Genomic DNA, 21,784 nt, shown 5'->3' with positions numbered 1-21,784 from the left:
AGCGTCCGCTCCGAGGACGGCCCGGGGCAGGTCAGGTCCGCGCGCCGCCGAGACCGAGCAGGACGGCGAGGCCCAGGGCGCTGCGCGGGGCGTACGGCACCCGCCACAGTCCACCGTGCGCGGCGCCGTACGCCTCGTCCTGCCACGGGTGCGGCAGCGCCGGGCCGCCCGTACGCAGGTGGTGCACCAGGAGCGCGGCCATCAGCGTGTTGCTGGTCGCCGGGTCGAACACCTCGATGCCGAAGCGGTGCGCACCGGCGTACGCGGCGGCCAGCGCCCGGTTGCGCAGCACCGAGCGGGTGCGAGTGGGCGGGGCGACGGTGAACGACACGGTGGCCCCGGCGTCGCGGGCCACCGTCGCCCGCCACCGTTGCAGGCGTTTCGCCAGCGCGTAGTTGGGGCCCTGCTGGGGGACGAGGCTGTCATTGACGCCCGGGTCGACGCCCGGCGGGTAGTTGCGGTGCAGGAGCCTGCCGCCGGAGGCGACCCGCAACGACCGGCGGACGATGCCGCGCGCCGCGTAGCCGCGTTCGGCGTGGCGCACCGTGTCGCCGGGAACGGCGAAGACGTCGGTGGGGGTGGCCAGGAACGCGAGCGCCACGTCGTCGCGGCGCTCCTGCACCCGGAGGGTGAGCGCGTCGACCGCGGTGGCGACGCGGACGTTGGTCGCGCCGTCGGCGTAGACGTAGTTGCCCAGCACGAGCCGGCCGTCGACACCGAGCAGCCAGTCGGCCACCTGCGGAAGGTTGTGCAGCAGGTCGGCGCCGGCGCGGGCGGCCAACGCGCCGTCGTCGGGGTCGGTGCCAGCGGGGACGGGCAGGTGGAGCCGGCCGCCGGAGCGGCGCGTCGTGTCCAGCAGCCGCCGCCAGATCTCCGGGCGTGGCAGGTCGACCGCGACGACGTCGCCGCCCCAGCGCAGCACGGACGGCAGCGGGCCCATCTCCGCGCCCGCGCCGAGCACGACGATGCGCTGGTCGCGCAGGTCGAGCCAGTCCGGGTTGGCCATGACGGCGCGTACCGCGTCGGCGCAGGACGGCTCGACGACGCCGGCACCCACCCACGCGTCGAGCCGGCGGTGCAGGTCGTCGCCGCGCAGCCGCCGGCCCCGGTACGGCAGGGACAGCTCCCGGTCGACCTCGCCGGTGCCGGCGACCGTCGCCGTGTCTAGCGGCGCGACCTCGGTGGGCGTGCCGAACGCGTCGGCGAGGCCGATCTCGGTGCCGTCGGCGCGCAGCACGGTCATCCGGCGGTGCAGCGAGGCGAGCCCGTCGCGGGCGATCGTCACCGCGGCCTCGCGGGAGAGCAGTCCGGCCTCGACGAGCCGCCGGAAGTGCCCGAGGTAACCGTGGCGCCAGTCCGTCTCGTGTTCCGCCGAGCGCGCGCCGACCGGATCGACGGCGCGCAGGGCGTCGGCGACGACCGCCCGCCCGAGCGCGGACGTACTGCGTCCCGCGTCGGTCTTCGGAAACACCACCCCGGTCGGACCCTCCACGCGCACCGCCCTCCCTCGCCTGCCGCCAACGGTGTCACTCTGCCGCACCGGGCGACGCCGTGCAGCGCTGGCCCTCGGGCACGACGGGTGGTGGCGCGCGGTCCGCGGCCCCGCCCGGGCCGGATAGGCGCTGGGCACACAATTGGTCCTGTGACGATGCCGTTTCCCTCGCCAACCGTCCCGGCCGCCAACCGCGCCGAGGTGTTCCTGGGCTACCTCGACTTCTTCCGTGACAGCGTGCTGGCCAAGGTGTCGGCGCTGCCGGAGGAGGAGCTGCGCCGCAGTCGGCTGCCGTCGGGCTGGACCCCGCTGGAACTGCTCACGCACCTGCGGTACGTGGAGCTGCGCTGGATCGAGTGGGGCTTCCAGGGCCGCGACGTCGCGCAGCCGTGGGGCGACCGGCGGGGCGACGCGTGGTACGTGGGACCGGAGGAGAGCGTCGCGGATGTGCTGGCCGCCCTGCGCGCGCAGGGCGCGCACACGACCGCGGTGGTGACGGCCAACGACCTGACGGCGGTCGGCGCGCCGGGCCCCCGGTGGGACGGCGCCGATCCGGCGACGCTGGAACGGGTGCTGTTCCACCTGCTCCAGGAGTACGCCCGTCACCTGGGGCACCTGGACATCGTCGCCGAACTCGCCGGGGGCCCGGTCGGGAAGTGACCTGGGCTCCTACCCGGGCCGGGGCGGCCGATATCGCCGGGAGCGGCGTGGTGGCGGTCAGCCTCGGTGGCGTACCTCGGTGTCCCAGATCTCGGCCCACGGACGTCGCAGGCCACGGCAGACCCAGATCGGGCCGCCGCTCTCGTCGTTGTCGACAGCGACGCGCTGGTCCACCCGCCCGGCGAGGGTGACCTCGGTGAACCAGCCCCGCAGCCGGTCCGGTCGCGCGAACCCGACCGCGATCACCACGTCCGCGTTCTGCGGCGGACGGCCGAAGTCGACCATGCTGTTGTGGCCGGAGTACGCGCGCGGGAGTCCACGCGCCGGACCGTACCGCGCCACGGCGCCGGCCTCGCCGTAGTTGCCGGCGAGGATCACGGCGCGCTGCCGCTGGTCGACGGGCAGACCACGATGGACGGCGGCGAGCGAGTCCGCGAAGGCGGGCCAGCCGATGGTCTCGCCGGCGTCGTAGTTGGCGGCGACGACGAAGCCGGGAAGCCGATCGGCCGGCAGTACGGGCAGCAGCAGCACCATGCTGCTGGCGGCGGTGAGCACGGCGCCGACCACCAGCAGGCCTCGGCGGGCGACGGCGCGACCTCGCGACGCCCAGCCTGAGGCGACGACGGCTCCGGCGGCGGTGAGCACCAGCAGCAGCGGGGCGTCGTAGTAGCCCTTGCCACCGGCGAGCAGCACGATGCCGAGGACCACCAGCCAGGCCCATCCGACGGACCGCCAGGCGCGCCAGGCCGGCCGCCGCAGCAGCGCCACCAGCCCGGCGACCCAGATCGGGACCGTGAACGGGCTGATGATGACGAACTGGAGGACGAGCGCGTCGAGCCGGCCACTGTAGGAGCTGTCGCCGTCGGCGATCGCGGCGGCCACCGACAGCTGCGGGAAGTCGTGCGTTGCCTGCCAGATCAGGCCCGGCGCGGCGAGCAGCAGGAAGACGGCGGCGGCCACGAGCACCCACCGGTCGCGCAGCAGCCGCCTCGGCCCGGCGATGGTGATGCCGGCCAGCAGGCCCACGGCGAGCAGTGCCGGCAGCAGCTTGTTGAGCATCCCGACGCCGAGCGCGAGCCCGACGCCGAGCGCCCACCGGCTGTCGGCGGTACGCAGCAGCCGCACCACGCAGAATGCGGCCGTCAGCCAGACCAGCAGGTCGACGGTGGTGGTGCTGAGCAGATGCCCGCCGGCGAGCACGATGCCGGCGGTGGCCGCGAGGAACGCGGCCCAGGTCTGCGCGCCGCGACCGGCGCCGAACTCGCGGGCGATCGCGGCGACCAGCAGAACCGCCACGCCACCGACCACCGCCGACGGGGTGCGCAGCGCCACCAGGCTGCCCGGGGCGATCGTGTCGGCCAGCCGGGCCAGCGCCGGCACCAGGGGGCCCTGGTCCACGTAGCCCCAGTCGAGGTGCTGGCCGCAGAGCAGGAAGTACAGCTCGTCGCGGTGAGGACCGTAACGGCCGGCAAGCAGGAGCAGCACCGCCGTCGTCGTCGCGGCGACCACCCACGCGCCGGTGGCGCGGGGACCGGCAGCGGTGGGCCGCCCACCCGTGGGCGTCGCACGCCGCCGCGCCGGCGCGGCGAGGTCGGCGACGGGTTCGGTCACCTCTCCATCATCGCCCGTGAAGGCCGGTCGCACCGCCCCGTCGTCCGGTGCGATTTTCCGGCGACACCCCGCCGCCGGCCGTACGCGAGCCGCCGACGCGTGTTCAGGCCGGGGCCGGCAGGCGCAGCCGGCCGTCGACCATCTCGGCGACCGCGTCGACGCGGTGCAGGTGCTCCCGGTCGTGGGTGACCAGGACGGTGGCGGTGCCGCGCTGCCGGGTGAGGCCGGTGACCAGCTCGACGATCGCCGCACCGCGCTCGTGGTCCAGCGCGCTGGTGGGCTCGTCGACCAGCAGGACCGCCGGGTTGTTCATCAGGGCGCGGGCGATGTTGACCCGCTGACGCTGCCCACCGGAGAGCTGGTGCGGGCGACGGTCGGCCTGCTCGGTGAGCCCCACCGCCGCCAGCAGCTCGGCGGCGCGGGCGCGCCCGGCGCGGCGGGAACGGCCAGCGAGGTGGGCGATCACCTGCACCTGTTCGGCGGCGGTCAGCGAGGCGATGAGGTTGGGCTGCTGGAAGACGATTCCGATCTTCTCGCGCCGCAGCGCGGTCGTGCGCCGTCGGCCGAGCCCCGCGGTGTCGGTTCCGGCGACGACCACCGTGCCCGAATCGGGGGTGATCAGCGTGGCGGCCACCGCCAGCAGGCTCGACTTGCCGGAGCCGGAGGGGCCGATGACGGCGGTGGTGGTGCCCGCCGGCACGCGCAGGCTGACCCGGTCGAGTGCGGTCAGTCGGGCGTCGCCGTCGGGATAGGTCAGCGTGACGTCGGCGAGGTCGAGGCTCATCGGGCGCTCCCCAGGGCGATCAGCGGGTCGACGGAGGTGATGCGGCGGATGGACAGGGCGGCGCCGGACGCGCCGAGCGCGATCGTCACGGCGGCCGGGAACAGCACGGATTCGGCGGTGAGCGCGAACGGCACCGCGCCGGCCGCTGCGGCGCCGACCGCGACCGCGAGCGCGGTGCCGGTGGCCGTGCCGGCGAGCAGCAGCACCAGGGCCTGCCCGAGGGCGTCGCGCAGCAGGTGGCCGGTGGTGGCGCCGAGCGCCTTCAGCACGGCGACGTCGGGCGCGCGCTGGATGGTCCACACGGTGAAGAACGCGCCGACGACCAGGGCGGAGATCGCGAACAGCATCCCGCGCATGAGTTGCAACGACCCGTTCTCGGCGGTGTGGGAGCCGATCGCGGACAGCGCCGCCGATCGGGTGACCGTACGGGTGCCCAGCTGCCGGTCGGCGGCGGCCAGGTCGGCGTCGCGGGTGGTTCTCAGCGCGACGACCGTCGCGGCGTCGCCGTCGGTGCCGGGGGCCAGGGCATGCCAGTCGTCCAGGTCGGTCCAGATCACCGGGGTGTGGCTGTGGGAGGCGTCGCCGGTCACCGCGGCGACGGTCAGCCGGCGTCCGCCGACGGACACGGTCTGTCCGGCTCGGGCGTCCAGCGCGTCGGCGGCCCCCCGGGACAACACGGCCCGACCGGGGGCGAGGGTGTCGGGTGCCAGGCCCGACCCGCGCGGGACGCCGAACACGGTCAGCGCGGCGCTGCGGTCGCCCGCGCCGACCCTGGTGGTGGCGATTCCGAGCGGCGCGGCGCCGGTCACCCCCGGCACGGCCTGCCAGCGCCGCCACTGCTCCCGACTGACGGTCGACTCGGTGAACGAGAGCTTCTGCCCGCCGGCCGGGGCGGAGAACACCAGGTGGTCGGTGGGCAGGTCGGCGATGGCCGAGGTGCTGCCCCGCCCCAGGCCGGCCGTCAGCCCGGACAGCAGGACCACCAGCAGCGTCATCAGCGCGACGACCGTTCCCATCAGGGCGAAGCGGCCCTTGGCGAACCGCAGATCTCTCCATGCGACGAACACGATCGCATCAGCCTTCCGGTAGCGGGGCAGGGCCACGGTGGTGGCACGGCACCAACCGTCGTCCGGATCGCGGCCGCAGCCATCGCGCCACCGATCGGGTTCGCGACGTCGAACTGCGTACGGCGGGATCAACCTTTTGGTTGATGGCGGTGGCCGCAGGCGTCCTAGCCTGGAGACATCGTGAACCCGGAATCGCTCGCTCGGCCGCTGCGGGTGCTGCGCGTCTGCCTGCACCTGCTGGTCGGAGTCCTCCTCGCGGTCGCCGCCGTACGTGCCGTCACCGGGCAGGGGCCGCAGCGGGCCGCCGTGCTCGCCGCGTCGGTGACGCTGGCCGTCGTCTATGCCCTCGGGGCGGTGCTGCCGCTGGTGCGCCGGTCCCGCCGCGCCGCGGTGGCGTGGCTGGCGGTGCTGACGGCCGGGTGGCTGGTGCTGCTGGTCCTGACCCCGGACGGGGTGTGGTTCGCGTTCCCGCTGTTCCTGCTGCACCTGCACCTGCTGCCCGCCCGCTGGGGGACCCTCGCGGTGGCGGCGACGACGGTGGTGGCGGTCGCCGGTGTCGCCGGCCACCAGGGGACGATCACGCCGGGAGTGGTGATCGGCCCGGGCATCGGCGCCGCGGTCGCGGTGGGCACGGTGCTCGGCTACCAGGCGTTGTACCGCGAGAGCGAGCGCCGCCAGCGGTTGATCGAGCAGTTGACCGCCACCCGCGCCGAGTTGGCCGCCGCCGAGCACGCCGCCGGTGTCCTCGCCGAACGCGAACGCCTGGCCCGCGAGATCCACGACACCCTCGCCCAGGGGTTGTCGAGCATCCAGTTGCTGTTGCGTGCCGCGCAGCGGGCCCTTCCGGACCACCTGGACGTGGCGGCCGGGCACGTCGAGCAGGCCCGCCGCACGGCGCAGGACAACCTCGTCGAGGCCCGACGGTTCGTCCGCGCACTGACCCCGCCCGGCCTCGACGGCGCCTCGCTGCCGGGCGCGCTGCGGCGGCTGTGCGCCGCCACCGCCGCGGCGTCCGGGCTGGCCGTACGTCTGCATCTCGACGGGACGGCGGTGCGCCTGCCGACCGGCCACGAGGTGGCCCTGCTGCGGATCGCCCAGTCGGCGTTGGCCAACACCGTGCGCCACGCCGGGGCCACCCGCGCCGACGTGACGCTGCGATATCGCGACCCGGGTGTGGTCCTCGACGTGATCGACGACGGGTCCGGCTTCGACGTGGGCGACGCCGTCAGCCGGCCGGGCGGCGACGGGGGGTTCGGGCTGGCCGCGATGCGGGCCCGGGCCGAGGAACTCGGCGGCACCCTGGCCGTGGAGTCGACGCCCGGTCGCGGCGTCAGGCTGGCCGTGAGCTTTCCGTCTCCGGGCGCCGAGGCGACGGCGGCGGGCGCATGAGCGGTCGGATTCGGTTGTTGCTGGCCGACGACCACCCGGTCGTGCGTGCCGGGCTGCGCGCCGTCCTCGCCACCGAGCCCGACTTCGAGGTGGTCGCCGAGGCGGCCACCGCCGAGCGGGCCGTCACGCTGGCCGAACGGGACCAGGTCGACGTGGTGCTCATGGATCTGCGGTTCGGCACGGGGATGCACGGCGCCGACGCCACCGCCGCCATCACCGCCCGCCCCGACGGCCCGGTCGTGCTGGTGCTGACCACCTACGACACCGATGCTGACATCCTCGCCGCCGTGGAGGCCGGCGCGATCGGCTATCTGCTCAAGGACGCCCCGCCCGAGGAACTCGCCGCGGCCGTGCGCGCGGCGGCCGCCGGCCGGTCCGCCCTCGCCCCGGCCGTCGCCCGTCGCCTGATGGGCCGGTTGCGGTCCCCGGGCACCGCGTTGAGCCGTCGCGAGACCGAGGTCCTGCAACTAGTCGCCGACGGGCTGTCCAACCAGCAGATCAGCCGGCGGCTGCACCTCAGCCCGGCGACGGTCAAGACGCACCTGGTGCACGTCTACGGCAAGCTCGGCGTCGATTCCCGTACCGCCGCCGTCGCCGCCGCCAGGGCCCGCGGACTGATTCGTCTGTGAGGGGGGCCGTGCCGGCCGGTCACGCGCTCGGTGCGTTCAGCGTGCGGCGGCTCGTCTCGTCGGCGGGCGGCACCGGCGACGAGGTGAGCCGCCGCACGCCGGGCACGGCGGCGGTGCCGGCGCAGGCGACGAGGACCAGAGCGCCCGCCGCGAGCAGCGGTGCGGGCTCGCCCCAGGTCCGGGCGGCCATCGGCGCGAGGGCGTAACCCAGCGGCATCGCACCGAGGGAGACCAGCCAGTCGTACGAGGTGACCCGGGCCAGGACGTGCGGCGGGAACTGTCCCTGCACGACGGTCTCCCACACCGGGTTGAGGTAGCCGATGGCGCTCAGCGCGACCCCGTAGGCGGTGATGACCAGCGGGGCGGGCGCGGCGACGGCGAGCAGGACCAGCGGCGCGGCGTAGCTGGCCAGCCCGAGGTTGGCCGTCAGCACCGGTCTGCGGGGGCGGATCCGGGCGGCGAGCAGCGAGCCGGCGAGCATGCCGACCGCGCCGGCCTGGAGCATCAGCACCCAGACGCCCTCGCCGCCGAGGCGACGCACGGCGACCGCCGGACCGAGGGTCATGAGGACGGCGGCCGCGCCGTTCCACACGCCGTGGCCGAGCAGGCTGGTCCAGAACCAGTCGCGGCTGCGGACCTCCCGCCAGCCGTGTGCGAGGTCGGCCAGGACGCTCCGTCGCGGCATCGGGACGTGGCGGACCCGGACGAGCGCGAGCAGCAGCGCGCTGAGCGCGAACGTCGCGGCGTCGAGGACGAACGCCCAGCCGGGCCCGGCGGCCCAGATCAGCGCGCCGGCGAGGGCGGGGCCGGCGAGGCGGCTGGTGTTGGCGGTGACGCCCATCAGGGCGTTGGCCTGCTGCCGTTGGGCCGGTTCGACCGTGCCGGCGACCAGGGGCGAGGCGGTGGGCAGGGCGAACGCGCCGGCGGCGCCGCCGACGGCGGCGGCCACCGCGATCACGTCGAGCGATGCGGCGCCGAGCAGTTCGACGCCGACGGCGAGTTGCGCGAGGCAGCGTACGAGGTCGGCGAGGATCGCGACGCGGCGGGCGTCGAGGCGGTCGGCGAGCACGCCGCCGAGGGGCAGCAGGAGCAGGCGGGGCACCAACGCGCAGGCCAGCACGAGGGCGAGGGCGCCCGTGGAGCCGGTCGCCCGCAGCACGGCCAGGGCGAGCGCGGCGGGCACGACCGCGTCGCCGACGGTGGAGACGGTACGGCCGAGGAAGAGCAGCCGGAACTCGCGTACGCGGAGGGGATGGGTCACCCGGGCAATGTACTTCGACATCGAACCTTTCGACAACGAATAATTCGACGTCGCATAGGCTGGGCCGCATGAGCGACCGCGACCACGTCGACCGGCACGTCGAGCGCTGGCTGCCGATCCTGCCGACGCTCGACCCCGAGGTCGAAGGAGCGGTGACCCGGATCCAGTTCCTCACCCGCCACCTGCGCGAGGTCAAGGAGCGGACCCTGGTCGCCCTCGACCTGCACGGCCACGAGTACGACACCCTGCACGCCCTGGCCGGGCGGGGCGGCCGGGCGGCCCCCTCGGACCTGGCCCGCGACCTGGCGATGGCCCCTGCCTCCGTCACCGCCCGCGTCGACGCGCTGCTGCGGCGCGGCTTCGTGCGCCGGATCCCGTCCACCACCGACCGGCGGCGCGTCGACGTGGAGCTGACCGAGGCGGGGCAGGCGGCCTGGCACGGGGCCATGGACGTCCGGGGCGCCGAGGAGCACCGGCTGCTGGCCGCGCTCGCCCCGCACGAGCGGCGGCAGCTGTCCGACCTGCTGCGCCGGGTGGTGCTGCGCGCCGAGGCGGTCGGCGAGTAGACCCGCCGGGCTCGCGGCGGTGCCCCTCTGCGGGGGGCGGAAATGGGGGTGCGGCCCGCGTACGGCGGCTGGCAGGGTGGCCGCATGACAGCGCAGGCTCTGGCGGGGGCGCTCGCCGACGACGTACGGCGGCAGGTCTTCGCAGCGATCGTGCTGGGCGACGCCGACGCCCCGGCGGTGGCCGACCGGACGGGCCTGCCGGCGCGGCAGGTGCTGACCGCGATCCGCCGGCTCGTCGACGCGGGCCTGGTGGCCGGCGGCGACGGTGACCTGCGGGTCGACGCCGATCGGCTGCGGCAGGCGGCCCGGACGCCGGCGGCGCCCCGTCCGGCCGGCGACTCCACGGACCGCGTGCTGCGCACCTTCGTGCGCGACGACAGGCTGACCGGCCTGCCGGCGCAGCGCGCCCGGCGGCGGGTGGTCCTGGCGCACGTGGCGAAGTCCTTCGAGCCGGGGGTGCGCTATCCGGAGCGGGAGGTGGACGAGGTGTTGCGGCGCTGGTGCGAGCGCGGCGGCTCCGACCACGCGGCGCTGCGCCGGTACCTGATCGACGAGCAGTTGCTGGCCCGTGAGCAGGGCGTCTACTGGCGGATCGGCGACTGACCGTCCGCCTCGGGCTCGCCCCCGTCGTGGCCCGCAAGATATCCCGTTGACCCGGCGGCGAGGATCTACGGGTGAGCGCGACAGCCTGGACGACTGCCCCGACCCGTCCCGACCGGCCCGAGGCGACGGCCCTGCTCGAGGAGTACTTCGAGGAGATGGTCCGCCGCTACCACGGCCGCCCGGTCAGGCCGGGTGAGGTCGCGGCGGCGATGGCCGACGAGCCGAGCGACGACCTGGCCGCACCCACCGGGATCCTCCTGGTCGCGCACCGCGACGGTCGTCCGGCCGGCTGCGCCGGGCTGCGGTACCGGCCGGGCTGGGCGGAGCTGACCCGGGTGTACGTGCGCCCCGCACACCGCGGCCGCGGCGGCGGGGCGGTCCTGCTCGCCGCCGCGGCGGGGCGGGCCCGTGCCGCCGGGGTCGACCGGATCCGGCTGGACACCCGTGGCGACCTGGTCGAGGCCCGCGCCCTGTACGCCCGGCACGGCTACCGGGAGATCCCGGCGTACAACGACGGCCCCTACGCCGAGCACTGGTTCGAGAAGGTCCTGAGTTGACGACGCGGCCGCAACGCGCTAAATACAGAGGAGGAAGTTGAGTCGCATCGGCTCAACTCAAGGACCTTCGGCCAGGAGAACCGAGGAGGCAGGCCATGTTGATGCGTACCGACCCGTTCCGTGAGTTCGACCGGATCACCGAGCAGTTCTTCGGCACCGCCGCGCGCCCCGCGATCATGCCCCTGGACGCCTACCGCGACGGCGACTGGTTCTACGCGGCGTTCGACCTGCCCGGCGTCGACCCGGACAGCATCGACTGCACCGTCGAGCGCAACGTGCTGACCGTGCGCGCCGAGCGCCGCCGGCCCGCCGGCGACAACGTCGAACTCGTCGCCGCCGAACGCCCGATGGGCACCTTCACCCGGCGGCTCTTCCTCGGTGACACCCTCGACACCGACAAGCTCGAGGCCGGCTACGACAACGGCGTGCTGACCCTGCGGATCCCCGTCGCGGAGCGGGCCAAGCCCCGCCGGGTCACCGTCACGGCCAGCGCCAACGGCAACGGCCGCAAGCAGATCAACGCCTGATCCCGGCGGGCGGGGGCGGGACGGCCGGTGCGGCCGCCCGCCCCGTGGCGCTTGCGGGGGCGCGGGTGGCGGCGCCAGAGAGCCGGCCGCGACGGCGGGGGTGTACGCGGCGTCACGCCGGGAGGGGCAAATCGGTGGCGAGGGCCGTGGGCCGGTGCCACACTCGACGGCGATCCCGCAGCCGAACCGTCAGGAGTCGACCGGACGATGTGATCCCGCAGGACGCGGCAGGGCAGCGCCCCGCCGCCGCCGGTTCCGGCCGTCCGCCCGCCCGGGCGTCGACGGCCCCGCCCGTCGTCCCGCGGAGGAGCACCCGTGTTGAAGGTCGCGTCCGTCATCAAGCACTACGACACCGAGCCGCTGTTCACCGACGTCGAGCTGATCCTGAACGCCGGCGACCGGGTCGGCCTCGTGGGCCCGAACGGCGTGGGCAAGTCCACCCTGTTGCGGGTGCTCACCGGCGAGGAACCACCGTCGGGCGGGCACGTCGCCCTGGCTCCCGGCGTCCGGGTCGGCTACTTCGCCCAGCAGGTGCCGGACCCGGACGCCACCGTCGGGCAGTTCCTCGCCGCCGGGCTCGGCGAGCTGCAACCCCTGGCCGCACTGCTGCGTGATCTGGAACGGCGGATGGCCGACGGCGACGGCACGGCGCTCGCCGAGTACGGCGACGCACAGGAACGGTGGGCGGCGCTGGACGGCTGGCGGGCACAGGCCCGGCTGACGGAGGTCCGCCAGCGCCTCGACGTCGACCATCTGCACGACGACACCCCGCTGCGCCGGGTCAGCGGCGGCGAGCAGGCCCGGCTCACCCTCGCCCGGGTGCTGCTGCACGCCCCGGACCTGCTGGTGCTCGACGAGCCGACCAACCACCTCGACGCCGACGGGATCGCCTGGCTCGGCGACTGGCTGGCGGGCTTTCCCGGCGCGGTGCTGGTGGTCAGCCACGACCGGGCGTTCCTGGACCGCACGGTGACCAGGATCGTCGAGCTGGACGGCATCCACGAGGCGCCGCAGACCTACACCGGCGGCTACAGCGACTACCGGGCGGAGAAGACGCGCCGCTGGCAGCGGCTGCTGCTGGACTACGAGGCACAGCAGAAGGACCACCGGCGCTGGCTTGCCGACATCGACCGCACCAAGGAGCAGGCCCGCGGAGTCGAGGAGACCGTGCGCAGCGGCCTCGGCGCCGACCAGCAGCGCCGTTACGCCAAGAAGGTGGCGAAGAAGGCCAAGGCCCGCGAGCGGCGGCTGCGCCGGCAGATGGACTCGATCCGTTGGCTCGCCGAGCCCCGTACCCGGCCACCGCTGACGCTGGCGTTCCCCCAGCAGGGCACCGGCGGGCGGGAGGTGCTGCGGTCGCGGGGCCTGACGCTGCGCGCCGGCGGCCGGGTGCTGCTCGACCGCGTCGACCTGAGCGTCCGCGCCGGCGACCGGATCCTGCTCACCGGCGCGAACGGCGCTGGCAAGACCACCCTGCTGCGGGCCCTCGCCGCCGAGGAACACCCCGCCGGGGGCGAGGTCGTCGCCGACGAGCCGGTCGCCGTACTGCCGCAGACCCACGACGCGCTGCGTACCGACGTCACCGTGCGCGACTACTTCCGCTCCCGGGTGCCGGTGTACGTCGACGACGCCGAACGGCTGCTCGACGCCCACCTGTTCGGCCCGGAGCGGTGGGACGTGCCGCTGCGGGTGCTCTCCGCGGGTGAGCTGCGCCGGCTGCTGCTCGCGGTGCTGGTGAACAGCCCGGCCGAGGTGCTGCTGCTCGACGAGCCGACGAACTACCTCGACTTCGACGCCCTCGACGTGGTGGAGGAGGCGCTGCGGCAGTTCCGGGGCACCCTGGTGATGGTCAGCCACGACGCCTGGTTCGCCGAGGCGGTCGGGGTCGACCGGCGTTGGCGGCTGGTCGACCGGCGGATCGTCGAGGAGCCGGCGGTGGCCACGATCGCGTAGGGCGCGCCTCCTCCCGTTCCCGACCCGGAGCTGAGAACCTTTTTCACATGCTCTCCCCGAACGCTCCGGCGCGGCCAAGCCGGCCCACCCCGCTGGCCCTGCCCGGGGGACCCGTCGACTTCACCGAGGCGTGGCTGCGCAACCGGCGGCTGTCCGAGCACACCCGCGACGCGTACCGGCGCGACGTCGCCGGCTGGCTCGCGTGGTGCGCCGCCCGCGAACTGGACCCGTTGCAGGCGAACTTCCTGCACGTCAACGAGTACGGTCGGGCGCTGGAGGCCACGCTCGGCGCGCGTACCGGCAAGCCGCTCACCCCCGCCACCGTCGCGCGCCGGCTCTCCGCCCTGTCCAGCTGGTACGACTTCCTGGTCAAGCTGCGCGCGGTCGAGGCCAACCCGGTCGCCGGCGCCGACCGCCCCCGCATCGACCGGGACCACTCCGCGACGGTCGGGCTCACCCCCGAGGAGGTCGACGCGCTGCTCGCCGCCGCCGAGGCCGACACCGGGCCGACCGCCGCGCGCAACCGGGCCGCGCTCGCGTTGCTGGCCGACCTCGGACTGCGCGTGGGGGAGCTGGTCTCGCTCGACCTGGCCGACCTGGGCGCCGAGCGGGGCCACCGCAGCGTGCGGTTCGTCGGCAAGGGCGGCAAGTCGCGCCGCCGCGCCCTGACCCCCGGCACCGCGTACGCGGTCGACGCGTACCTGGCCCAGCGGGCCGCCGCGCAGGGCGTGGCGGTGCACGAGCTGACCGGCCCGCTGCTGGTCACCGCCAGCGGGGCCCGGCTGGACCGGCACGCGATGTTCCGGCTGGTGCGCCGGCTGGCCCGCACGGCCGGCATCCCGGCCTGGGCGAGGCTGTCGCCGCACTCGCTGCGGCACGCGTTCGCCACCACCGCCCGGGCCGAGGGCGTGCCCCTGGAGGACGTGCAGGACGCGATGGGCCACGCCGACCCGCGCACCACCCGTCGCTACGACCGGGACCGGCACAACCTCGACCGCGATCCCGCGTACGCCATCTGGGCGGCGCGGGCCCGCCGCCGCGGCTGAGCCGCGGTGGCCGGTGGACGCCGCGCGTACGCGGCATCCACCGGCCGGTAGCCGCGGCCTACGGGTCCGTGTGGATCAGCGCCCGGCTCAGCGCCTCGATGCTCTGCTGGCCCCCGGCGACGATCAGGACGTCGCCGTGGGCGAGGACGTGCCCCAGCCCCGGTGCGGTGATGGTCCGTCCGTCGCGTACGACGGCGACGACGCTCACTCCGTGGACGCGCGCGACCGCCTCGGCCAGGGTCCGGCCGTCGTACGGCGACGCGGCCGTGACCGGCAGCTCGACGACGCTGATCGCCTCCCGGTGCCGTTCCAGGTGCGTGACGTGGTCGATGGTGGCGACGGGGTGCAGCAGTTCGGCGACCTCCTGCGCCTCGGTCGCGCTGAGGGTCACGGACCGTTCCACGGTGTCCGGGTCACCGGGCGCGTAGACGACGACGTCGCGCCGGCCGCCGCGATGGCAGACGACCCCGATCACCTGTCCCTCCCCGGTGTGCAGGGTGTAGCCGACGCCGATACCGGGCAGCGGCACGCGTTCTATCTGCATCATTGCCTCCTGTCGTGTTGCACGGCGGACCGGCCGGCTGGCCGGTCGCCGGCGTGGGTGCGCCAGGGCTCGGCTACGCCACGAAGTAGCGCAGCCACACGTACACCCAGGCGATGACCGTGGTCATGATCGTGGTGACGATGCCGTACCGGGTGAACTGCCAGAAGCTGATGGGCTCCTTGGCGCGGGCGGCGATGCCCAGCACGACGATGTTGGCGCTGGCCGCCACGGCCGTGCCGTTCCCGCTCAGGTCGGCGCCCAGGGCGAAGGACCACCACAGCGCCTGGCCGGTACCCGGGTCCGGGGCCCCCGCGACGAGGCCCTCCACGATCGGCGCCATGGTCGCCGCGTAGGGGATGTTGTCGAAGAACGCGCCGAGCACCGCCGAGCCGAAGACCAGACCCGTCGCCGCCGCGAAGTAGTTGTCGCCGACGGCGGCGCTGGCCCGTTCGCCGATCCAGCTGATCACGCCGGTCTCGGTCAGGCCGGCGACCATCACGAACAAACCGGTGAAGAACACCAGCGTCGGCCATTCGACCTCGCCCAGATAGGTCGACTTGTCCGTCCTGGACACCAGGACCATCAGCCCGGCACCGAGCAGCGCGACGACGGCCACGTCGATGTGGATCACCGTGTGGAGCGTGAAGGCGACGATCACCAGGCCGAGCACGACCAGGCAGCGGATCAGCATCCGCGGGTCGGTGATGGCGGCGCGGGCGTCCATGTCGCGTACGGCCTCGAACCGCTCGGGGCGGTGCACGAAAGCTCGGCGGAACATGACCCGCGCCAGCACCAGGAACGCCAGGAACATCACCACCGTGATCGGGGCCATGTGCCAGAGGAAGTCGTTGAAGCTCAGTCCGGCGCGGCTGCCGATGATGATGTTGGGCGGGTCGCCGATCAGGGTGGCCGCGCCGCCGATGTTGGCGGCGAGCACCTCGGCGATCAGGTACGGCGCGGCGGGCATGCCGAGTCGGCGGCACACGGAGATGGTGATCGGGGCGACCAGCATCACCGTGGTGACGTTGTCCAGGACCGGCGAGGCGATACCGGTGATCGCGACGAGCAGCACCATCAGCCGGTACGGCCGCCCCTGCGAGCGCTGTGCGGCCCAGATCGCCATGAACTCGAACACGCCGGTCTGCTTGATCACCCCGACGATGATCATCATGCCGAGGAGCAGGAAGATAACGTCCCAGTCGATGCCGGCGTGGTGCGAGTAGAACACGTCCGAGCCGGGCACCAGCCCGAGCGCGGCCATCAGGCCGGCGGCGCCCAGCACCACCGCGACCCGGTTGATCTTCTCGGTGGCGATGAAGACGAAGGCGACCGTGAAGATGACGATCGCGGCGAGGGCGGGCCACGCGCTCACGGGCACCCGCCCGGCGGCGGACCGTGCTCCACGCCGCCGCGCCGGTGCGCGCGGGTGACCGTCCGGGCTTCCGGTGGCGCGGGTTCGGTCACCATCGGATGACGGTTCACAGGGTCCTCCCGGGTTCGGCACGGCGCGGCGGACAACGCCCGCACGGGCGGCGACGGTGGGAGCCGGGCACGAGGCATCGGAGCCCGGAGCGGCTCCCGGCCCCGGGCTCGCGTTCATGGTCATCGGTCCGCTGCGGGCCGACATCGGGGCTGACACCCATTTGCCGCCGGCCCGGTCGATGCCCGGCTTGTCGGCCGCCCGGTCGTTGCCCGGCTTGTTCGCGGCCCGGCGGACCCGCGGGATAATGGGTGCCGGCACGCATTTACAGGACGCGCCCCGGCCGACAGGCTGGCCATGATGAGGGTGATCACCGCCGCGGCGCGTGCCGGCCCGTCGCGTCCCGCGCCGCGGACGAGCGCCGGCGTCGGACGGCGTCGAAACCGGACCGGGAGGGGAGGTACCGTCGTGTCGCTGTTCTGGCGGATCTTCCTGCTCAACGCCGCCGTACTCGTCGCCGCCACGCTGCTGCTGCTCGGCCCGGTCACGGTGTCCACCCCCGTGCTGCTCACCGAGGCCGTCGTGCTGACCGTGGGTCTCGCCGCGATGCTGGTCGCCAACGCCGCGCTGCTGCGCGTCGGCCTCGCGCCGCTGCACCGGCTGACCCGGGCCATGACCACCATCGACCTGCTGCAACCCGAACCCCGCCCGGTCCCGGCCGGTCAGGCCGGCATCGCGGACCTGATCCGCGCCTTCAACGCCATGATCGACCGGCTGGAGGCGGAGCGGGCCTCCAGCGCGGCCAGCGCCCTGTCCGCCCAGGAGGCCGAGCGCCGGCGCGTCGCCCAGGAACTGCACGACGAGGTCGGCCAGACGCTGACCGCGGTCCTGCTCGAACTCAAGCAGGTCGCCCGGCACGCGCCCGAGCCGGTCCGCGCCCAACTCGCCCAGGTGCAGGAGACCACCCGCGACAGCCTCGACGAGATCCGCCGCATCGCCCGCCGGCTGCGCCCCGGAGTACTGGAGGAACTCGGCCTGACCAGCGCCCTCAAGGCGCTCGTCACGGAGGTCACCGGGCACACGGACCTGTCGGTGCGCCAGCACCTCGACGCGGACCTGCCCGCCCTCGACGGCGAGGCCGAACTGGTGATCTACCGGGTGGCGCAGGAGGCCCTCACCAACACCGTCCGGCACGCGCGGGCCGCCACCGTCGAGCTGTCGCTGACCCGCCGACCGGGCCACGTGCAGCTGCGGATCCGCGACGACGGCCGGGGCATCGGCGACGCCGCCGAGGGCGCCGGCGTACGCGGCATGCGGGAGCGGGCCCTGCTCATCGGCGCCCAGCTCAGCGTGGGGCCCGGCCCGGACGGCGGCACCGAGGTGCGACTGCGGGTGCCCGTCGGCGACTCCGAGGCCCGGCCGTGACCACCCGCATCCTGCTCGCCGACGACCACGCCCTCGTACGCCGTGGCGTGCGCCTCATCCTCGACAGCGAACCGGACCTGACCGTCGTGGCCGAGGCCGGCGACGGCGCGGAGGCCATCGCCCTGGCCCAGACCGAGCGCCCCGACCTGGCCATCCTCGACATCGCCATGCCGCGGCTGACCGGCCTGCAGGCGGCCCGGGAACTGTCCCGGCAGCAACCGGGCCTGCGCATCCTCATCCTGACGATGTACGACAACGAGCAGTACTTCTTCGAGGCCCTCAAGGTCGGCGCCAACGGCTACGTGCTCAAGTCCGTCGCCGACCGCGACCTGGTCGAGGCCTGCCGCGCCGCCGTACGCGACGAGCCGTTCCTCTACCCCGGCGCCATCAACGCCCTCATCCGCACCTACCTGGAACGCAGCGCCCGGGGCGAGAGCCTGCCGGCCAGGGCCATCACCGAGCGCGAGGAGGAGATCCTCAAGCTCGTCGCCGAGGGCCACTCCTCCAAGGAGATCGCCCGCCTGCTGTTCATCAGCGTCAAGACCGTCGAACGGCACCGGGCCAACCTGCTGCAGAAGCTCGGCCTCAGGGACCGGCTGGAACTGACCCGCTACGCCATCCGGGCCGGGCTCATCGAGCCGTGACCGCGCGCGGCGGGGGTGACGGGCGCGGGCGGCGACCGCGACCCGGCCGGCCGGCACGGGAACGACAGGGCCGACTTTCCTGCGGGCGGGCCCGCCGGTTCTCTACGGTCGACGGGTGGGCGCTGAGCAGCCGTGGAGCCGGCCGGCCCGTCGGGGCCGCCCGGTGCGTACCGGGTTGGTGTTCGCGGGCGTGACCGTGCTGCTGTGCTGCGTCGGGGTGGCCGGGCTGGGCGCCTGGAACGTGCAGGTGGTCACGCAGGCCAGCGGCCCGGTGCGGGAGACCGCCGACGGGTTCCTGCGGTCGGTGGCGGCGGGCGACACCGACGGCGCGTACGACCGGCTCTGCGCCGACACGCGCAGCCGGTGGAGCCCCATCGGGTTCACCAGCTGGCTGCGCACCCCGCCGGTGGTCGACGGCTACGAGATCGTCGACGTGTCGGTGGCGACCCGGGGTGGCAGCCCGCGCGGCACGGTGACGGTGCGGCTGACCCGTGACAGCGGCCTCACCGAGGAGCGGAAGCTGTCGGTGGTGCGCGAGGACGGCGACTGGCGGGTGTGCGGTGACCCGTACTGAGGCGTCAGCGGCGGGGGCCGAGTTCGCCCGCGCGGTAGTGCCGGCGGCAGAGCACCTGGTAGCGCACCTCGGCGCTGTCCACGGTGTCGCCGATGACGACCTGCAGGCCCTCGCGGACCACCCGGCCGTCGACGACGCGGGCGTTGAGCAGCCCTTCCCGGCCGCACCAGCAGAGCACCTCGACCTGGATGCGGGCCACCTCGTCGGCCAGTTCGAACAGCCGCTGCGCGGCCGGGAACAGGCACGAGCGGAAGTCGGTGGCCAGCCCGAACGCGTACACGTCGACGTCGTAGCTGTCGACCAGCTCGGCCATCTGCTCGATGTGCTCCAGGTTGTAGAACGACGCCTCGTCGCAGATCAGGTAGTCGACGCGGACGCCCTCGGCCCAGGTGTCGCGCACGAGGGTGCGCAGGTCCAGCTCGTCGGTGACCTCGACGGCCTCGTGGGCCAGGCCGATGCGGGTGGTGACCTGCGGGCCCAGCGAGCGGTCGATGCGGGTGGTGACGAGGCCGCGGCGGCCCTGCCGGGAGTGGTTGTGGTTCATCTGCAACGCCATCGTGGACTTGCCGCAGTCCATCGGCCCCCAGAAGAACTTCAACGCCGCCGCGTGCAGCGGACGCCCGTCCACGCCCCGCGCCGCGGCGCACCCGGCGGGGGAGTCGTCGGGGCCCAGCGGCGGGCGCGCCAGGCAGGTCGGGGCGGCGGCGTGGTGGGTCACGGTCGGGCAGCCTAGCCGATCGACGTCGGCTGATCCGGCCGGTGCGGGCGGGCGCGCGTCGCTCAGAGCACCCGGGGCGGGGTGTTGCCGGCGGCGACGATCGCCCGGCGGATCGGCACGGCCAGCAGCAGCAGGAACCCGACCACGAAGAAGATCAGCAGGGAGACCAGGCCCACCCGGTAGGAGTTGGTGAGCTGGAACACGATGCCGAAGGCCAGCGGGCCGAGCCAGCTGGTGCCCTTGTCGCTGATCTCGTAGAAGCCGTAGTACTCGCCCTCCTTGCCGGCGGGGATGAGCTGGCTGAACAGCGACCGGCTCAACGCCTGGCTGCCGCCGAGCACCAGGCCGATGGCGGCGCCGAGGATCATGAACGGCAGCGGCGCCTCGGCGGGCAGCCGGAACGCGCCGAGGATCACCCCGGTCCACAGCACCAGGCTGATCAGCACGGTCTTCCAGGCACCGATGCGCTTGGCGAGGGCGCCGAGCAGCAGCGCGCCGCCGAAGGCGAGAAACTGCACCAGCAGGATGGTGACGATCAGGGTGCTCTGCCCGAGCTTCAGCTCCTCGGTGCCGTACTGGCTGGCCAGGGCGATGACGGTCTGGATGCCGTCGTTGTAGACCAGGAACGCCAGCAGGAAGAACAGCGTCAGCGGGTACGCCTTGATCTCGCGCAGGGTGCGGCCGAGCTGCCGGAACCCGTCGGTGAGCGGGTTGCCGCCGGCCAGCGCGGCGGCCGTGGGGTGCTCGCGCAGCCAGCGCAGCGGGATCAGGGTGAACACCGCCCACCACACGCCGGCGGACACGATCGACCAGCGGGCCAGGTCGAGGGTGCGCTGGTGGTTGCCCTCCTCGCCGAGCATGCTGACCGCGACGAGGTTGAGCGCCAGCAGCAGGCCGCCGCCCAGGTAGCCCAGCGCCCAGCCGCGGCTGGAGATGCCGTCGCGTTCGTCGGGACCGCCGAGCCGCGGCAGGAACGAGTTGTAGACCACGACGCCGGCGCCGAAGGCGATGTTGGCGACCATGAACAGCGCCCCGCCGAGCAGGTACCGGTCGCCGGTGACGAAGAGCATGCCGACGGTGGCGCCGGCGCCGGTGAAGGCGGCGGCGGCGAGCAGCCGCTTCTTGTGCGCCGAGCGGTCGGCGATCGCCCCGACGACCGGCAGCGCGAACACGGTGAGGAACACCGACAGCGACACCAGGTACGGGAAGTACGAGCCGGCGGCGACCTTGATGCCCAACGGGTGGACGTAGCCGTCGCAGGTGTCGGCGCCGAGCTCGCAGCCGGCGGCGAGTTCGGTGACGGTGGTCAGGAACGGGCCGAGGAAGACGGTGATGACGGTCGTGGAGAAGGCGGACATCGCCCAGTCGTAGAAGTACCAGCCGCTGCGTTCGCGGCGGGTGCTCGCCGGGGCGGGGGTGTCGTCCACGGCGGGGGTGACGGTCTCGGCCATCGGGGTCCTTCGAACGGGTTCAGGCGGCCCAGTGGCCGCGGCTGCGGTAGACGTCGCGCAGCACGCCGACGTGATCGGTCATGATGCCATCCACTCCGAGGTCGAGTAACTCGTGCATCTCGGCAGGTTCGTCGATCGTCCAGACATGCACGTGCAGTCCGAGTCGGTGGGCGTGGCGCAGGAACCGGCGGTCCACCACGGGCACCCGCCCGTAGCGCACCGGCACCTGCGCGGCGACCACCGACGGGGGCAGCCGCAGCGCCCGCCCGGTCAGCGACGCCATCCGCAGCCGGGCCACCCCGCGCATGCCGAGGCTGCTGGCGACGCGCCCCTGCGTCAGGGCGCGCAGCCGGGCCAGCCGGGCGTCGCTGAACGAGGCCAGCAGCACCCGGTCGCCGGCCCCGACGCGCGCGACGGTGGCCACGGTCGGCTCGACGCCGCCGTCGGCCTTGACGTCGATGTTGAACCGCACCTGCGGCCAGGCGTCGAGGATCTCGTCGAGGCGGGGGACGACGGCGGCGCCGCCGACGCGTACCGAGGCCAGGTCGGCCCAGCGCAGGTCGGCGATGCGCCCCGGCTCGCCCGTGACCCGGGTCAGCGTGGCGTCGTGGAAGACCACCGCGACGCCGTCGGCGGTGCCGTGCACGTCGGTCTCGACGTACCGGTAGCCGAGCCCGACCGCCCGGGCGAACGCCGCGGCGGTGTTCTCGTCGCCCTCGGCGGCGCCGCCCCGGTGGGCGAACGCCAGCGGTGCGGGGCCGTCGAGGTAGGCGTGGGTCACGCGGGGAGTATGCCCGGCCCCGTTGGCCGCCGGGTGGCCGCCCGGTTGCCGCCGCGTCGACGCGCGGCTGGCGGATGTCGGA

22 protein-coding genes are annotated in these 21,784 nt (G+C 74.4%); 12 read left to right on the top strand and 10 right to left on the bottom strand.

The window, feature by feature from the left end:
- Positions 1–31: 31 nt before the first annotated feature.
- A complete protein-coding gene (locus tag ACLQ22_RS21285; protein ID WP_425693844.1) occupies positions 32–1,492 on the bottom strand; it encodes a hypothetical protein in 1,461 nt (486 codons plus the stop codon).
- A gap of 156 nt (positions 1,493–1,648) precedes the next feature.
- Here ACLQ22_RS21285 and ACLQ22_RS21280 point away from each other — a divergent pair, with 156 nt between their 5' ends.
- Positions 1,649–2,152, top strand: a complete 504-nt coding sequence (locus ACLQ22_RS21280; protein WP_425693955.1) for a DinB family protein — start codon at positions 1,649–1,651, stop codon at positions 2,150–2,152.
- A 57-nt stretch (positions 2,153–2,209) separates the two neighbouring features.
- On the opposite strand, the gene ACLQ22_RS21275 is transcribed toward ACLQ22_RS21280, so the two are convergent.
- From ACLQ22_RS21275 to ACLQ22_RS21265, 3 genes are all read right to left on the bottom strand, one after another.
- Positions 2,210–3,763: an ArnT family glycosyltransferase gene (locus tag ACLQ22_RS21275; RefSeq protein WP_425693843.1), complete on the bottom strand. Its 1,554-nt coding sequence runs from the start codon at positions 3,761–3,763 to the stop codon at positions 2,210–2,212.
- A 103-nt stretch (positions 3,764–3,866) separates the two neighbouring features.
- A complete protein-coding gene (locus ACLQ22_RS21270; RefSeq protein ID WP_425693842.1) occupies positions 3,867–4,547 on the bottom strand; it encodes an ABC transporter ATP-binding protein in 681 nt (226 codons plus the stop codon).
- Positions 4,544–5,614, bottom strand: coding sequence for an ABC transporter permease (locus ACLQ22_RS21265; RefSeq protein WP_425693841.1), 1,071 nt, complete (start codon positions 5,612–5,614; stop codon positions 4,544–4,546). Before ACLQ22_RS21265 ends, ACLQ22_RS21270 begins: the two co-directional genes overlap by 4 nt.
- Positions 5,615–5,794: 180 nt before the next feature.
- Between ACLQ22_RS21265 and ACLQ22_RS21260 the strand changes: the two genes are divergently transcribed.
- The gene (locus ACLQ22_RS21260; protein ID WP_425693840.1) at positions 5,795–7,003 is read left to right on the top strand and encodes a sensor histidine kinase; all 1,209 of its coding nucleotides are present in this window, start codon (positions 5,795–5,797) and stop codon (positions 7,001–7,003) included.
- Positions 7,000–7,632, top strand: a complete 633-nt coding sequence (locus tag ACLQ22_RS21255; protein ID WP_425693839.1) for a response regulator — start codon at positions 7,000–7,002, stop codon at positions 7,630–7,632. Before ACLQ22_RS21260 ends, ACLQ22_RS21255 begins: the two co-directional genes overlap by 4 nt.
- Positions 7,633–7,651: 19 nt before the next feature.
- Here the strand turns inward: ACLQ22_RS21255 and ACLQ22_RS21250 are convergent, their stop codons facing one another.
- Positions 7,652–8,893, bottom strand: coding sequence for an MFS transporter (locus ACLQ22_RS21250; protein ID WP_425693838.1), 1,242 nt, complete (start codon positions 8,891–8,893; stop codon positions 7,652–7,654).
- A gap of 68 nt (positions 8,894–8,961) precedes the next feature.
- Between ACLQ22_RS21250 and ACLQ22_RS21245 the strand changes: the two genes are divergently transcribed.
- The 6 genes from ACLQ22_RS21245 to ACLQ22_RS21220 all read left to right on the top strand — a co-directional run bounded on the left by ACLQ22_RS21245 (position 8,962) and on the right by ACLQ22_RS21220 (position 14,145).
- Complete coding sequence (locus ACLQ22_RS21245) at positions 8,962–9,459, top strand: MarR family winged helix-turn-helix transcriptional regulator (RefSeq protein WP_425693837.1); 498 nt, start codon at positions 8,962–8,964, stop codon at positions 9,457–9,459.
- An 84-nt stretch (positions 9,460–9,543) separates the two neighbouring features.
- Positions 9,544–10,062 carry a DUF2087 domain-containing protein gene (locus ACLQ22_RS21240; protein ID WP_425693836.1) on the top strand — a complete coding sequence of 173 codons (519 nt, stop codon included), beginning with the start codon at positions 9,544–9,546 and terminating at the stop codon, positions 10,060–10,062.
- Positions 10,063–10,133: 71 nt separating this feature from the next.
- Positions 10,134–10,619: a GNAT family N-acetyltransferase gene (locus tag ACLQ22_RS21235; RefSeq protein WP_425693835.1), complete on the top strand. Its 486-nt coding sequence runs from the start codon at positions 10,134–10,136 to the stop codon at positions 10,617–10,619.
- Between the two features lie 95 nt (positions 10,620–10,714).
- Positions 10,715–11,146 (top strand): Hsp20/alpha crystallin family protein, encoded by a 432-nt coding sequence (locus ACLQ22_RS21230; protein WP_425693834.1) that lies wholly within the window; start codon positions 10,715–10,717, stop codon positions 11,144–11,146.
- A gap of 315 nt (positions 11,147–11,461) precedes the next feature.
- The gene (gene abc-f, locus ACLQ22_RS21225) at positions 11,462–13,099 is read left to right on the top strand and encodes a ribosomal protection-like ABC-F family protein (protein ID WP_425693833.1); all 1,638 of its coding nucleotides are present in this window, start codon (positions 11,462–11,464) and stop codon (positions 13,097–13,099) included.
- Between the two features lie 47 nt (positions 13,100–13,146).
- Positions 13,147–14,145 (top strand): tyrosine-type recombinase/integrase, encoded by a 999-nt coding sequence (locus tag ACLQ22_RS21220; RefSeq protein WP_425693832.1) that lies wholly within the window; start codon positions 13,147–13,149, stop codon positions 14,143–14,145.
- A gap of 58 nt (positions 14,146–14,203) precedes the next feature.
- Here the strand turns inward: ACLQ22_RS21220 and ACLQ22_RS21215 are convergent, their stop codons facing one another.
- Positions 14,204–14,689, bottom strand: coding sequence for a TrkA C-terminal domain-containing protein (locus ACLQ22_RS21215; protein ID WP_425693831.1), 486 nt, complete (start codon positions 14,687–14,689; stop codon positions 14,204–14,206).
- A gap of 73 nt (positions 14,690–14,762) precedes the next feature.
- The gene (locus ACLQ22_RS21210; protein WP_425693830.1) at positions 14,763–16,061 is read right to left on the bottom strand and encodes an SLC13 family permease; all 1,299 of its coding nucleotides are present in this window, start codon (positions 16,059–16,061) and stop codon (positions 14,763–14,765) included.
- Between the two features lie 516 nt (positions 16,062–16,577).
- On the opposite strand from ACLQ22_RS21210, the gene ACLQ22_RS21205 reads away from it, so the two are divergent.
- From ACLQ22_RS21205 to ACLQ22_RS21195, 3 genes are all read left to right on the top strand, one after another.
- Positions 16,578–17,534 carry a HAMP domain-containing sensor histidine kinase gene (locus tag ACLQ22_RS21205; RefSeq protein ID WP_425693829.1) on the top strand — a complete coding sequence of 319 codons (957 nt, stop codon included), beginning with the start codon at positions 16,578–16,580 and terminating at the stop codon, positions 17,532–17,534.
- On the top strand, positions 17,531–18,178 hold the full coding sequence (locus ACLQ22_RS21200) for a response regulator transcription factor (RefSeq protein ID WP_366643445.1): 648 nt from the start codon (positions 17,531–17,533) through the stop codon (positions 18,176–18,178). The genes ACLQ22_RS21205 and ACLQ22_RS21200 overlap by 4 nt, the downstream gene beginning before the upstream one ends.
- Positions 18,179–18,293: 115 nt before the next feature.
- On the top strand, positions 18,294–18,752 hold the full coding sequence (locus ACLQ22_RS21195; RefSeq protein WP_425693828.1) for a hypothetical protein: 459 nt from the start codon (positions 18,294–18,296) through the stop codon (positions 18,750–18,752).
- A gap of 4 nt (positions 18,753–18,756) precedes the next feature.
- Here the strand turns inward: ACLQ22_RS21195 and ACLQ22_RS21190 are convergent, their stop codons facing one another.
- The 3 genes from ACLQ22_RS21190 to ACLQ22_RS21180 all read right to left on the bottom strand — a co-directional run bounded on the left by ACLQ22_RS21190 (position 18,757) and on the right by ACLQ22_RS21180 (position 21,702).
- Positions 18,757–19,470, bottom strand: coding sequence for a thymidine kinase (locus ACLQ22_RS21190; protein ID WP_366643444.1), 714 nt, complete (start codon positions 19,468–19,470; stop codon positions 18,757–18,759).
- Between the two features lie 62 nt (positions 19,471–19,532).
- Complete coding sequence (locus ACLQ22_RS21185) at positions 19,533–20,921, bottom strand: MFS transporter (protein ID WP_425693827.1); 1,389 nt, start codon at positions 20,919–20,921, stop codon at positions 19,533–19,535.
- 19 nt (positions 20,922–20,940) lie between these two features.
- A complete protein-coding gene (locus tag ACLQ22_RS21180; protein WP_425693826.1) occupies positions 20,941–21,702 on the bottom strand; it encodes a glycerophosphodiester phosphodiesterase in 762 nt (253 codons plus the stop codon).
- Positions 21,703–21,784 lie beyond the last annotated feature (82 nt).

The organism is Micromonospora sp. DT178 (assembly GCF_049841695.1).
Lineage (GTDB): Bacteria > Actinomycetota > Actinomycetes > Mycobacteriales > Micromonosporaceae > Micromonospora.
The sequence above is the reverse complement of the archived record's forward strand: the minus strand, read 5'-3'. Positions and strand labels throughout refer to the sequence as shown.